The organism is Arenibacter arenosicollis (assembly GCF_014397245.1).
Lineage (GTDB): Bacteria > Bacteroidota > Bacteroidia > Flavobacteriales > Flavobacteriaceae > Arenibacter > Arenibacter arenosicollis.
This window is the reverse complement of record NZ_JACLHY010000016.1, coordinates 60,180-74,313: the sequence shown is the minus strand read 5'-3', so window position 1 is coordinate 74,313 and position 14,134 is coordinate 60,180. Positions and strand designations below refer to the sequence as shown.

Genomic DNA, 14,134 nt, shown 5'->3' with positions numbered 1-14,134 from the left:
TGCTCTTTGTCCAAAACAAAAACCGGAAAAAGGATAGAATTAGTAAGGGTATAAATCAGCATAATTTTAATAAATAAATACTGTGTTTTTAAACCGTCTTTTATTTCAATCGACTTTTCTTTTTCGTTAAATTTTATTGTCATATTTCTGTTTTTCTATTTAACCGAGAGGGTATCGAAATTATAGTTCTGCAACTGTCATGCTAAAGATAATAAAGAATAAATAATCATACTTTAAATAATGTTGTAAGCCTTCAATTCTGAGCAAGTGGTTGGTATGGCACGAGCCTGCCTCGCCGTCAGGCAGGCGAGACCCTCGCGCCAGCGCGAGTATATATTATAATTAAATCGTCTAGCAATGTTGTCTAATTTTTAAATACCAAGTTTTTTCTTTAAGTAATCGCTTGTAAGATGTTTGACAACATCAAAAGGTTCACATTTACTTATGCCCGAATCAACAGGAATAGGTCCTATTTTTTTCGCCACTTTTAGCGCTGCGACATTTAAAATAGTATTGCGTTTACCTATACCAAGAAGTGCTCCGCCCATTGACAGTAGAATAATATTTTTTTCCTTATCATATGTGTCATGAATTTTTTGGATCTTTTGCAAAAAGAATGCGTTATCTGGTGCATCCTTTTTCTTAGACTTAGACACCTCATAAAGAAGGCCATAACCACATTGCTTACGCATTGTATCATTACTATTTAACCAATCTTCCAATAAATCCACTACAAAGGGTGTTTTAGCCAATGTTGCATCGCATGACGAGAATACATGAGCTAAATATCCATGTTTCAAATTGTCGACTTGCAGTTCAACTTGATCACGCGTAATTTGTTTTGGGTCATCGATTAGAAGTGCTATAATTTTTGCATCGTAGATGTCGCTCTTCCAAAGTTGATGTGCCAAAGAATGGTCACGACCGATTTTCTTGGATAGTTTACGAAGAACTGTAAGACCAATACCAAAACTTTTTAAACTATCTGCATGTGAGTTCAGTTTTTTCCAATTCTGAATACCACGCTCGTTTTGGTTGGCTTCGAGAAGATTTATTACTTCGCTTTTATCCATTAAATTTAATTTTAAAAATTTACACTCAACAATTGGGTATAGTAACAAGTATCTAGTGCTGGCGCAAGCCTACTTTTTGGCAGACAGGTAAATTACTCTTACTGTCTTAAAAGGGGTAGACTCTCTAAAATATATGTAAGGGGGGATTAAACTTTATTTGGCCAACTGTTATCCTAAAGATAATGAAGAAAAAGCAATCATGCTTTTAATTTTGAAATAAGCCTTCAATTCTGAACAATTGGGTGTTAAGGCACGAGCCTGCCTCGCCGTCAGGCAGGCGCGACCCTTGCGCCATCGGGCTGTACTATTATTATTTTGTCATTAGTTCTTTAGGAAATGCATCCTCTATCAATCGCAATTGTATTTTATGTTCCAACCAAGCTTTCAATCCAGATAGTACGAAGGTAAATCCCTTCGTAGAATCCTTAATTTTGCTTAATAATTCATCATCATTTCCCTGGAAGTTGTAATTTTTAATAGTCAAGAATGTGAGATTATCATTAACTGAATTAAATTCCCAGACTACAGTTGATTTATGGATTCCTTCTCCCCATTCAATAAGTATCTTTTGATTTTCTACAATTTCAAAAACCTTAACAGGAATAACTAAATTATACATTTCCCATTTCCACTGTAATATTACACCTTCTTCAAGTTTTCCCGTACTATGGGTATACCAAAATTTAGTTGTTATATCAGGATTAATAAATGCCTCAAATACCTCTTTGACCGGCTTACGTATTCCTAATTCAGATTGGGCAAAGTTGGCAGTTTCTTTCATTTCTCTATATTTAATAACACTCAACAATTGAGTATAGTACAAGTTCCTACATTCCGTTATTATAAATATAATAAATACCGCTGTCATAGGGTCTATTTTCAATGCTTGTCCTTTAGCGCTATAGATAAGGCGGGTGCATCTTGCTTGTGTTGTACTATTATGAAACATAAGGGTGGAAAATTTAAAGTTCAAAATTCACGGTTCGAAACCCTAAACGGAAATTCAGAGTAGTAGAAATCGAAGTAGGGGAGGGCCCATGATCGGGATACTTTGTGCAGCTGTTCTATCGTCAGTTCGAGTGAAATGGCGATAGCCATTTTGTATCGAGAACGGGTTATGCGTAATTCGCCTACTTCTCGATACAATTTTATTTCGTTTCACTTCATAAAACCACCTGCCCGACTGGCTGGCGGTCCTGTCTGCCGATAGGCGGGCTCGAAGTGACGGGTTGACAACGTCCATCTATTATCGAGAGCGAGGAAACCTGTATTTGTGTAACTAATGTTGTTTTAGCAACTCAATGTATTAGTTTTTAATGTGGTATTTGCTCTACTAAAATGCTATTGTTTGCCTTGTCAAAGTAGGTACAGGTCATTTCTTCCATAAGTACAACCCATTTTTCAATTCCAGATTTTGACGCGTCATTGCAAAATGTAGGATAATCCGTTTTACCTTCTTGATGCGCTTTTAATTGGGTTTGAAATTCTTTATTGTTGGATATTTTTGCAATAGTCAGGGAAGCATACTTTGCGGGCGCCCTTACTATGTAGTCGTTTATACCATAATAATCCGTATGTCCGTCCGACACAAAAGTTTTATAGTGGGTAACCCCTAATTTTTTAAGGTTTTGAATATAAGTTGGAAAGTCTGCACCCGATTTTACTTTGCTGTGTGCTTTTTTTATTTGATCTGCCGTAAATGATCTTTGTTGATTTTTCATAATTAAAGGATTTAATGGATTACACGAAAGCATAATGTTTAAGCTAGTTGAAATGATTATTTGCTATCTCACTGTTTTAAAATTATGTTTACAATGCAAAGGTTCAACATCCAAAACAAGTGTAATTGTAAATAATCGTTTTTTTAAAGGAAGCGTTTAAAATTTTCAGGGGTATCTCCAGTAAATTGTTTGAAATTTTTAATGAAATGGGCTTGGTCAAAGAAATTGTTGTCGTAGCAGATTTTTGTGAGCGAATCGCCAGTGTTAAGACTGTCAAGTACTGCATTAAAGCGTACTATTGAAGCGAATCTTTTAGGACTTGACCCTACAACTTTTCTAAAACGCTTTTCAAAAGGACTTTGGCTGATAAACAACTTCTGGTTCAGTTCTTTAATTCTGACTGTTCCGTTGCTCTGGTAAATGAGCTTAACAGCTTCTGTAATCAATTTGTCCGTTTCAATATCCTTAAGTTGTGATAACAAAAACTGTTCAACTATATTGTTTCGTTCCTTGTCGGTAGTGGTTAAAGTTAATTTTTCCTCCACTTCAGATATATTGTTCTTATTAAAAATATCGTCAAGTGAAAGACTTAGATTATACAGTTCGGTTGCAGGAAGGGAAGTAAAATGGTTGAATCCAATTTCGGTAAAATATACTAGAATTGTTCCGGTGCCTGCGGAGTTTATAAAGATTTTATACCTGTCGGAAATTCCTGTTATTCCTGATGAACCGAGTTTGTTTTCTATATTTCCTGTAAGGATAGCAAGCTGTCCTATGTATTGAAACCCCATGACCAAACCTGAAGTTGGAAAAACTTTATATTCAGTTTCCATTTCATTCTCCGATACAGCAAAATATTTGATGTAGGGCCTTAATCTTTCATTCGGAAAATATTTACAGAACCGCATTTCTCTCAATGATTAGTGTGGCTTGTTACCAGCAGTTGAGTATAGTTACAAGGACCTAAATTCCGTAATTATAAATACAATAAATACCGTTGTCATCAGGTCTATTTTAATGTCTGTCCTTTAGCTCGGAATACACTTTCTTCATAACTTCGGTTTTGCCTTCGTCTTCCGCCATGGAATGGGTGGTAAACATCATTACTCCACTGGATTTACCCGATAGTCCACCTCTAAGTACGGTTTCAAACTGCTCTGTGGTAATAATTCCCGGGTCGTTATGGGCCTGAACAATAGGCCATATTTTGGGGAAAGTGCCTTTTTGGATATCCAATTCATTGCTAAACCATTGTATGTTTTCTTGGACCCATTGGGGATCCCTGCCCATTCTTTTATGATATACCATGGGGGAAAACACATCTATGGTCTTTTTTAATAGGTTGTAGTCCAGCCCAAGCACACGTTGGCGTGCTTCATTGAATTCTTCATCATTCCAGGGACAGTGATAAAGCCCCAGGAGTGTCCCCGGTTTTATTTCCTCTATGATGCTCTTTATATCAAAGGTCCAATCGTAAATCACCTTACAGCGCCAATTGCGCCATGCCCTGTCTTGGTTATTCAATATCCATTTTGCTTTCTGAGCGGTACTCCCTTCAGGTATCTCTACTTTTGAATCCTTAGAGAATTTATCTAGACAATGATTACAAAAACAGGTTTCTGGCAAAATGGGTTCCGGGTCTTCAAACTGGGCATGCCAATGAACATAATCCATCCAAATGCCGTCCAGGTCATATTCCAGAAGTAAATCCCGAAGTTGATCAAATCGGTACTTTCTAAAACCGGGTTCGGTTGGGCAAACGCCCATAAACCAGGTGGCTGCCTCCACCTTTTCTCCCCGCTCATTAATTGCCCATGCCTCCGGATGTGTTTCTACATAATTCTTACCATTTAGTGTGGCGAATTCTGCATATACCTTGGACCCTTCAGACCTTGCCCTGTTGATCATGTCTTCGTTGATCGATCCACTATGGACAAATATGGCATTAACCCCAAGCTCGTTTAGTTGATATCCTTTGTCCCACAGGGGTTTAGGGTTTCCGTAAATACCCCGGATCTCGATCGAGTCAGTAGTGTCCTGTCCGCAGGAAATAAAACCAAGAACTGTAAAAAGTAATAGGTACGGAAAATGGAATTTTAGCTTTGTATTCATCCCCAACTAATTAAAGTCTACTATTATTACTTATTGGACAATGCCAATATTTTTTCCCAAACACTTTCGCTAACAGGCATTCCTTCCTTTAAATTCTCAGCGGTGGTGAGGGAACTTCGTTCGCCGGGATAGTAAATTTGGTCTCCTGCTTTCATAGGCTCCACATCATGCGTATAGTCTATAATTTCGTCTAAGAGTCTATCTTGCAATTCCTTGTCGTGGAATACCTCGGGATCAATGCAAAGAAACACCTGTGAAATACCCGTTTCAAATTTCTTTAAACCTATTTTATAGGTAGAGTTCCCGGCAGCCAATAGGGTGGCCAGCATGTCCAGAACAATGGAAAGCGCAGAACCTTTCCAATAGCCGACGGGTAGGCCACGTTCTTTCTTTGTGATTTTTTCAGGGTCATTGGAAAGTTGGTCATTTTCGTCCCAACCTCCAGGGTATGGCAACTTTTTACCTCGTAGTTTATAGTCGTTGATCTTTCCGAAAGCAAATTGGGAAAGGGCCATATCCAATACAACATGCCCTTCCTTTCTGGGGATGGAAACAATAAAAGGGTTATTGCCTATTCGGCTATCCTTAGCCCCCCATGGCGGCATATTTGGTTGTGTATTCGTAAAAAGAATTGAAATGCAACCGGCATCGGCCGCTATTTTTCCATAGGTCCCGCCGCGCATCCAGTGGTTGTTGTTGCGCAAGGCTACTAATCCCATTCCGTGATTTTTGGCCAATTCTACAGCTCTATTAATACATTTGGTGGCATTGATAATACCCGGGCCATAATTACCGTCCCAGCGTTCTATACTTCCAAAGGATTCCACTTTTTCTGCCTCGGCATCAATCTTTACGGAACCGTTTTCCACATATTCCAAAAAAAGGGGAACGCGATTAATTCCGTGTGAATTTACTCCGGCCAAGGTACTTTCAGTATAGGTTTTGGACAATAACCTGGCCTTGTCTGTAGTGAATTTATATTTTACAAAAAGTTCGTAAAGTACATCCTGCATTTGTTGGGACGAGATCTGCATTGTTTTGTTCATTTAAAATTGGTTATTGATTTGTTAAAAGGTGCGATTTCTGACCTATATCATATTCATCATGGGACCCTTCACGATTAAATGTACGAAAACTTTTTATTGGAATTAATCTGTGGGATGTTGGTTTGAAGAATGTCTTTTGTAAATCCAATAATTTATTGAGCCCAATACTCCGGTATTTATTTTATGGTATTTTGAAACGGGTATTACTGTTTGTACATTTTTCCTTCACTAACTACTTCCTTACCATTAACGGTCATGGTAGATTTATAGGTAAAACAATTCCCCTCTATTTTTATTACTTCCATTAAAATACCATTAATTTGATTTATATATTTTTGGACTACCGTAAGTTCTGATTTGGATTCGTCATAGGTTAGGCGAAAAGTTCAGTCATTTATCCATTCAATTTTGGAATATTCCATTTTAGGATCTGTCGTGCCCTGCTCGTTTCCTTGAATTTCTTCCTTATATTCTGTTTGCAAATTCCCTTCCCTAACCAATCTCCATGTTACAGGGGTGGCCCCACTGGTGTGGACCAAAAAGGTGCCATTTGAAAAGTCCGTGCAATCCAGTTCCTGTGCGCTAGCGAATATTCCGGATAACGCTAAAATAAATAGTATGGTTTTCTTCATAAGAGGCACAAAGATGTGACTTAATACAAAATTTTAAAATCCAATTCAGATTTAATACATGCTATTTGGGTTGGCAGCCTTCTTTGGTATCTGTTGTATGGCATCCCAGTGTTCACAGATTTTACCATTTTCATCAAACCTAAAAAAATCCATGGTGACATATTGGTCATTATCCGGCCATATTTGATGGGTGTGCAATGCCACTAAATCCCCTTCTGCAATACAGCGAACAAATTCAATGGATTTATTTGGATACTCTTTTTGCATCCTTTCAAAGTAATTGATAAAACCTTGGGTTCCATCCTCTACATGTGGATTGTGTTGAATGTATTCTTTGTCAACATATTTTTCAATGGCAATTTTGGCATTGCCTTCATAGGCCGCCCTGTAAAAAGCTATGGCATTGTTCTTATTTTTTTCTAAGTCCATTACGTTGTTTTGAAGATAAAATTATAGATTCATAATCACCTATTAAAAATAGGAGAGTGGATATCCATAGATTTAAAGATAACCTAACAGTTTTAGGGTGTGATTAATTTTGCTTTGCTACTATTGTTAAAGGGAATAGTAAGCTGCCATTTTTTACCCTCTGAGGTCACACCAACGGTAATTTCCTGCTCATTTTCCGATTCGATTTTCGCCTTTATTTTCGGTATTTCCTTTTCAGAAGGAAAAAGCAACCACACAAAAGTGGTATTGGTGCCAATCTCGATAGTATATGAACTGGTAATATTGGGCCCATAGATATTGTATTCAGGACTATACCAACCTTGGATTTCAGGATTTTCCTGACCTTTGATAAATTTTGGATTAATTTTTTGCTTACCTACAGGAATAATTGTGAGGTTTCCCCTCTCATTAGTGGTCTTCACAATAGATTTTTCTTTTTCCACCTTATTATCAGGATGCCAATGCCAAAGGGCTTCAATGGTGCGTGGTCTGTCCGTTTCAACCCTGTCTACCACCACCCAAAATTCGTTGCGAACATAGAAAATAGCCCTGGCATGTTTCGCCTTTCCAGCCAAATCGATAAATTGATCAAAGGAATTTGAGGCATAATCAAAAGTTTCCGTTATTTTAAAGTGACTATCCGTTAGGGGGTCCTGGGTATGGGTAGGGCCGTTGGTTTGTCCTTTACCGTCTATTAAAATCAAATTATGCCCTGCACTGCCCTTGGCATAGGGACGGAATTTTTCAGCAACTTCCCCGGTATACGCAAATCTTCCCGAATCTACCAAGAAATCCTTTCCATAGGCCGAAACGGAAAGGTGTAATTTATCATTGTGTTGATGTCCACTGCCCCAGGGTCCCATATCAAAGAAAGACCAATGGGCATCCTGATCGAAGCCACTACGGGAAATAAAATGCCCTGCCCAGGGATAAAAGTAGGAGGGACCGTCCTCTGGTTGTCGGCCTGTTTTTCCATTGGTGACGATATATTCCCAATCTTCATGGTCAAATTTTTGTGAGCCCCTCAATATTAGGCTTTGATCACTGCCTCTATCACCGTCATTGTTCATAAGTCGAAAACCACTTGGTCTTACCATATGTGCAATATAACCGTACATTGCCTCTATGGTGCTATTATAGAAGTCGGGCAACTTCCTGTTGGCCCTTTCGCAGATTTCCTTGAAAAGTTCAAAATTGTTTAAGGAGACGTTATGGTAATGCGAACTTAGTTCGGTTTGTACCCCATCCGGATATACCTGATCTTTCATGCTTTGGGTCATTGTCTCTATGGCATAGTCCAGCCATTCTTCGGAATTTTTATATTCCGGGAAATAGGCAGCCACAGTAGCCAATGCCGAAATTTCCATGGTCAGCCAATTGTTGCCAGCGTGAAAATTTCTATTGTAATGTGCATGGTCGGGCAAGCTGCTGAGTAACAGTAATTTTGTTGCAGGGGAAATATAATCGTTGTTTATTAGTCCGTAAAATATTTTGGTCCATATCTTGGCCCGGGCCGCAACCTCCAATCCCCGCCATACCGAAGTCCCGCTTTTAACCGCAGGGTAGGGCATACTCTTAATTATAAAATCCCTTAAGAATAAGTCCATATATTCAGCATATTTGGGGTTTCCTGTTTCCAAATAAGTATTGAATATTTGGCTTAACTGACTATGCCTATTGGAAAGCCAAGCCCACTCCTTGTCATTATTGGGACCTTTGTAGTACCAGTCGCGATGCCCATCCTCAAGATAGGGAACTTTTCCGCGAACATTTTGTACCACAAAAACGTTGGTCAGAATGGTATCGGCAGCGGCTACCTCCCGCGTAGTTTTTAGTGGAGTTTCTTTACGTAGATCGGAGGCCATGGCTCCATTTTTATAATAGGCCAATAATTCGTTGCATGCCTCTAGCATATTACCATTGCTGTGGGCCAATTTCACCTTTTCCAATCCAATATAGTCTAAATTGAATTGATCCAGCATATTTTCTATCGTCTCAGGATAGGAGGTGATTAGGTCTTCTACAGAGGTTATGCTTTTCCAATTTTGTTGAGCAGAGAGCTGTGTAGTGATGCAAAAAAATAGGATAATTAGTGATAATGGTTTAATGATTTTTAGCATGCTTTTATTTTTGGATAAATCTGTTTACGGTAATGGATCTCCCGGGATCTGCTTGGGTACTCCAGATAATTAATTTTCCCTCACTGTCTACCTGTAAGCCCACGGCCGCATTAAAATCGACCCCATTTTTACAATTAAAGGATTTGGAATCAACTTTCTCCATGATGGGTTCAAAAGATTCAAGTTTGCTCACAAGAATTAAATCGGCCTTCCCAGCAAAATCTTTTTTATGAAAACCAATGGCATAAATAGCGGAGTCATCTTTAATAAGGTTGATGGATTGGTAGCTTCCCCAATCATTTGGTGCAGTAAAACTATACAGGAATTTATGTTCCCCTTTTTCGGTGTCGATTTGGTAAAAGTCCCAGTTTCGGGAGTCCCAATTTGCTACTACTGCCAAATAATTACTAGCTAAGGCCAACAATCCCGTTGCTCCGGCAGTTTTCTGTTTAGGTTGGCCCTCACGTTCAATAATAATATTAGGTTGGCGCTTATTAAGCGCGTTGTTACTATAATAGTAGAGACAGACCTTGGAAGTGGTTTTAAGGATATTGTCTTCAATGCCGACAATCATATAGGGTTCACTCACTTGAATCCCCCCAGCATGCCGATAAGGGTCAGTCATTAGTGTAATTAGCTTATCTGTTTTTCGTTTTTTAAGGTTTATTTGTAAAACATAGGCCTTGGTAAGTGAACTCCCAGAGACAAGAAGCTTTTCCGTCCCCCTCTTTTCTATAAGTTGAACCCCTTGAAAATGGCCACTTTCACTTGGGACCTTTATTTTATTGTTGATTAGGATTAGTTCTGGCTCGGAATTTAAGGATTTAAAGGCTTCTGGCACATTTGCTACATATTGACTAAAACCCAAACTAGGGTTTAGCCATATGATGGCTATTATAAAAAGTATTTTTAAGATATGATGTTGACCCATGGAGATTATATTTTAATTTAAATTGTCCATATTAGGCTTTTAGAAATTACAGCCAAATTCCAAAGCAATACAGCCGGATTTATACCCTTTAGCACATCCAATGGCATTCTTCTCCTTTTTATATTGTAAATATGCCAAATTTTTATTGTTTAAACGATTAAATACATATATTGAAATCAACTTTTTTTGTTTTCTCCATAAAATTAAACTTATGCCTAAAAAAATCATTTGTCAATTTACTAATATTAGAATATTTCTGGTGTTCATAATCTGTCCGTTCTCCAGTTTTTCCCAAACCGATTATTCGGTGCTGGATTATTGGAACTATTATTCCGATGCTGAAAATCAACTTTATAAGCAACAAAGTGAAATTTCGTTTGAAACTCTTGCCCAAAGAAAAGAGTCCATTTCAAAGCTACAGACCAAAACAGATTGGGAATTGAGACAACAATTGGTCAAAGAAAAGCTACAGGAGTCACTAGGGAATTTTCCAGCAAAAACACCTTTGAATCCTGTAATTACCAAAAGGATTAAAAAGGATGGGTATAGCATAGAAAAATTATATTATGAATCTATGCCAGGGGTAAAGGTAACGGCGGCTTTTTTTATTCCTCAGGGCAAAAGGAAGAACCTACCAACTATAATATATTGCAGTGGTCATAGCGATTTGGCATTTAGAAGTGACGTCTATCAACATGTTATTCTCAATTTGGTTAAGAAAGGTTTCGCCGTCTTAGCATTTGACCCTTACGGACAAGGGGAAAGATTGCAGTATTTTGATCAGAACCAGGGCAAGTCACGCTTTAGTCCAACGCGTGAGCATTCCTATCCCGGGGCACAGTTGTTTGTCAACGGGGAATCCACTGCTAAATATATGATTTGGGATGGGATTAGGGCCGTGGATTATTTACTTACCCGCAAGGAAGTGGATCCCAATCGTATTGGTATTACCGGTAGGTCCGGAGGGGGAACCCAGTCTTCCCACATTGCGGCCTTTGATGAGCGTATTAAAGCTTCAGCACCGGAATGTTATATCACCGCAATGGAATATCAATTAAAATCTGGAGGGCCACAGGATGCAGAGCAGAATTTTCCCAGAGGTATTCAACTTGGTTTAGACCATGCAGATCTTTTGGAGGTGAGGGCTCCCAAACCAACTTTGATGATAACCACAACACGGGATATGTTCAGTATTCAGGGAGCACGGGATACCTATCAGGAAACGGGATTGGCGTACAAAGCTTTTGGTAAAGAAGAAAATATGATGATGGTGGAGGACAATGCTGGGCATCAATCTACCCTAAAAAATAGGGAAGCCATGTATGCTTTTTTTCAAAAGCATTTAGATAATCCGGGAGATTCCAAGGATGAGGAAGTGGTTATTTTTCCGGTAGAAGAATTGTATGTTACGGAAACGGGTCAACTTTCAACATCGGTTGGGAGCAAATTTTTGTTCGACGTGAATAGTGATCTGACCAAGAAAAATATGGAGGTATTGAAGGGGAGCAGGCAGAATATGGACCAACATTTAATCGATTTAAAACAAAAAGTACAAGCAATTTCGGGTTATTCAGAAAATGCCAAGAAGGCAAAATTGATATTTTCCGGACAAACAGAATTTGAAACCTTTTTTTTAAATAAATATCTGATAGTTGAAGAAGGGGATAATATAATTCCGTTTGTAACCTTTGTACCCAAACAATCCATGGGTGGCTCGGCACTTTATTTGGATAATATGGAGAATAAGGAGTCGGACGAGGCTTATGCCATTCCCATACAAATGGTCAAAAAAGGTATTACCGTAATTATCCCAGATATGCCTGGCTACGGTGAATTGGGACCTGGGTATTTAAAGGGTGATGCCTATTTTGAAAATACCTCCTACAATCAATGGTTTGCAGGGATATTGAACGGGAAAAGTACGGTTGCCTTGCATGTGGAGGCTATAGTAACGCTGTTGGAAGTATGTAAAGCCGATTTGAATTTGGACGATAAAAAATTTATGGGAATATCTAAAGGGGGCTTTAATTCCAGTCTCTTGCACGCTGCTGTTTCAGGAGTGAATTTTTCTAGCATGTTGCTTTTGGATCCAATGCTTTCCTTTGAAACCATTGTTTCCAACAAAGACTATGACCCTGCCCTAATACCTTTTACCGTTGCCGGGGCCTTACCACATTATGACCTACCAGACTTGTCGGCAACCTTTGCCCCAAGAAAATTAATGCTGGTTCTGGGGACGGATGGCGAAACCCAGGATTCTGGGTACTTGCAATCATATGATTTTGTAAAGGAACATTATAAATCCATGAACAAGGCCAATAGCATTTCTGTTGAAAAAATAAATTCTGAGGAGGGAGCAATGGAGGCCGTAGATAAATTTATATCCGACCTGTAACGGTTTGTCCATAAAATAATCAATAGTATCATGAAAATAAATTTATTTCTTACCCTGGGAATTTTGTGTATAGTAGCCTGCAAAGATTCTCATCCCGTTATACAGATGTCCGAAGAGGATAGTATACTATTTGCCAAAGCAGATGATAATGCCATTTTAGCCAATGAGGGTTTTAATAGGAGTGCAGACTTCGTTCATGGTTGGTTGCAGGAGGCTGATCCCGAATCTGGCCTAATTCCGAGAAACCTTGAAGCTGATACGGACATATGGAATGCGAAAGATGCTGCCGCCGATAATTATCCGTTTATGGTACTCACTTCTTTTTTCACAGATCAGGATTTATTTGATGGAACAATGTTGGATATGCTATATGCCGAAAAAAAACTCACTTCCAGGGTCAACACCCTTCCGGATACCTATTCCTTTTCTAAAAAGGATTTTCAAAATGAAAAATTGGATATGGCTGAAATTATTTTTGGGACTTCGGAATATATTAAGGATGGCTTGCTGCCCCTTACAGAATGGTTAGGGAAAAGTCCGTGGTCTGAAAGAATGATGGAGATGCTGTACGACATGAAGAATGAAGTAAATGTAGCCGATGGTATATCCAGGGATGGTTCCAATGCATCGCGGGAAGAAGTGAATGGCGAATTGCTACAGACCCTTTCCCGAGTATACTGGATGACCGGCGATGAAAAGTTCTTGGACTGGGCCGTAGCTATTGGAGATTATTATCTGCTGGGCGACCACCACCCCACAAAGGACTTGGATTACCTTAGATTACGGGACCATGGGTGTGAGTTGATATCTGGCTTATGTGAATTGTACGTTTCTACAAGCTTTGCCAGGCCAAACAAAAGGGAAGCCTACAGAAAGCCGTTGCACGAGATGATGGACAGGATTCTGGAAGTGGGTAGAAATGGGAATGGATTATTTTATGACGCCATAAATCCCAAAACAGGAGAAATTGTACAGGAACGTCCTGCCGATAATTGGGGGTATACACTTAACGGCTTTTATGCCGTTTATTTATTGGATAAGGATCCGAAATATAAGGAAGCCATATTGAAAATATATTCTAATTTAAATAAATATACCAACTTTGACTGGGAAAATGGCAGTGCCGATGGGTATGCGGACGCCATTGAAGGAGCCCTAAATTTGTACAACCGAATTCCGGATCCCTCCGTTGCCAAATGGATGGACAGTGAAATAAAAGTAATGTGGGCCATGCAGCAGGAAAATGGAATTATAGAAGGCTGGCATGGCGATGGCAACTTTGCCCGAACCACCATTATGTATAATTTATGGAAAAGCAAGGGCTTGTATGTAAAGCCTTGGAGAGATGACCTGTTTCTTGGAGCGGAGCAAAAAGGGGATTCTTTGTTGATCTCTATCAAATCTGAACTACCTTGGAAAGGAAAGCTATATTTTGATAAACCTAGACATAAGGCGAATATGAAATTGCCTATGGATTGGGCCAGAATCAATCAATTTCCCGAGTGGTTTACGGCAGATAAGGATCGGGAATATACATTGGTGGATTATGACCAGTCTGGACCTTCTCATTACCAAGGCAATCACCTAATAGGTGGCATTGATATTGAATTAGAGCATTACAAAAGAATAATAGTGTATTAGCGGCTTAAATTTA

Annotated in this window: 12 protein-coding genes; 2 read left to right on the top strand and 10 right to left on the bottom strand. The window is 39.0% G+C overall.

Annotation, left to right across the window (positions count from 1 at the left end; translation table 11 throughout):
* Nucleotides 1-371: 371 nt before the first annotated feature.
* The 10 genes from H4O18_RS15025 to H4O18_RS14980 form a co-directional block, all read right to left on the bottom strand.
* Nucleotides 372-1,073 carry a DNA alkylation repair protein gene (locus H4O18_RS15025; protein WP_187585992.1) on the bottom strand — a complete coding sequence of 234 codons (702 nt, stop codon included), beginning with the start codon at nucleotides 1,071-1,073 and terminating at the stop codon, nucleotides 372-374.
* 310 nt (nucleotides 1,074-1,383) lie between these two features.
* Entirely contained in the window at nucleotides 1,384-2,022 is a 639-nt protein-coding gene (locus H4O18_RS15020; RefSeq protein ID WP_246474313.1) for an SRPBCC family protein, read from the bottom strand.
* 364 nt (nucleotides 2,023-2,386) lie between these two features.
* Nucleotides 2,387-2,794 (bottom strand): DUF1398 domain-containing protein, encoded by a 408-nt coding sequence (locus H4O18_RS15015; protein ID WP_187585990.1) that lies wholly within the window; start codon nucleotides 2,792-2,794, stop codon nucleotides 2,387-2,389.
* 143 nt (nucleotides 2,795-2,937) lie between these two features.
* The gene (locus tag H4O18_RS15010) at nucleotides 2,938-3,702 is read right to left on the bottom strand and encodes a helix-turn-helix domain-containing protein (protein WP_187585988.1); all 765 of its coding nucleotides are present in this window, start codon (nucleotides 3,700-3,702) and stop codon (nucleotides 2,938-2,940) included.
* A gap of 106 nt (nucleotides 3,703-3,808) precedes the next feature.
* On the bottom strand, nucleotides 3,809-4,906 hold the full coding sequence (locus H4O18_RS15005) for a family 10 glycosylhydrolase (protein ID WP_187585986.1): 1,098 nt from the start codon (nucleotides 4,904-4,906) through the stop codon (nucleotides 3,809-3,811).
* Between the two features lie 26 nt (nucleotides 4,907-4,932).
* Nucleotides 4,933-5,952 carry a 3-dehydro-L-gulonate 2-dehydrogenase gene (gene yiaK / locus H4O18_RS15000; protein WP_222942428.1) on the bottom strand — a complete coding sequence of 340 codons (1,020 nt, stop codon included), beginning with the start codon at nucleotides 5,950-5,952 and terminating at the stop codon, nucleotides 4,933-4,935.
* A 386-nt stretch (nucleotides 5,953-6,338) separates the two neighbouring features.
* On the bottom strand, nucleotides 6,339-6,584 hold the full coding sequence (locus H4O18_RS14995; protein ID WP_187585984.1) for a hypothetical protein: 246 nt from the start codon (nucleotides 6,582-6,584) through the stop codon (nucleotides 6,339-6,341).
* 51 nt (nucleotides 6,585-6,635) lie between these two features.
* Complete coding sequence (locus tag H4O18_RS14990) at nucleotides 6,636-7,013, bottom strand: nuclear transport factor 2 family protein (RefSeq protein WP_187585982.1); 378 nt, start codon at nucleotides 7,011-7,013, stop codon at nucleotides 6,636-6,638.
* Nucleotides 7,014-7,105: 92 nt separating this feature from the next.
* A complete protein-coding gene (locus tag H4O18_RS14985; RefSeq protein WP_187585980.1) occupies nucleotides 7,106-9,154 on the bottom strand; it encodes a heparinase II/III family protein in 2,049 nt (682 codons plus the stop codon).
* 4 nt (nucleotides 9,155-9,158) lie between these two features.
* Nucleotides 9,159-10,085 carry a hypothetical protein gene (locus tag H4O18_RS14980; RefSeq protein ID WP_187585978.1) on the bottom strand — a complete coding sequence of 309 codons (927 nt, stop codon included), beginning with the start codon at nucleotides 10,083-10,085 and terminating at the stop codon, nucleotides 9,159-9,161.
* Between the two features lie 211 nt (nucleotides 10,086-10,296).
* On the opposite strand from H4O18_RS14980, the gene H4O18_RS14975 reads away from it, so the two are divergent.
* Together H4O18_RS14975 and H4O18_RS14970 are read left to right on the top strand one after the other, a co-directional pair.
* Entirely contained in the window at nucleotides 10,297-12,480 is a 2,184-nt protein-coding gene (locus H4O18_RS14975) for an alpha/beta hydrolase family protein (protein ID WP_187585976.1), read from the top strand.
* A gap of 30 nt (nucleotides 12,481-12,510) precedes the next feature.
* On the top strand, nucleotides 12,511-14,121 hold the full coding sequence (locus tag H4O18_RS14970) for a hypothetical protein (protein WP_222942427.1): 1,611 nt from the start codon (nucleotides 12,511-12,513) through the stop codon (nucleotides 14,119-14,121).
* Nucleotides 14,122-14,134 lie beyond the last annotated feature (13 nt).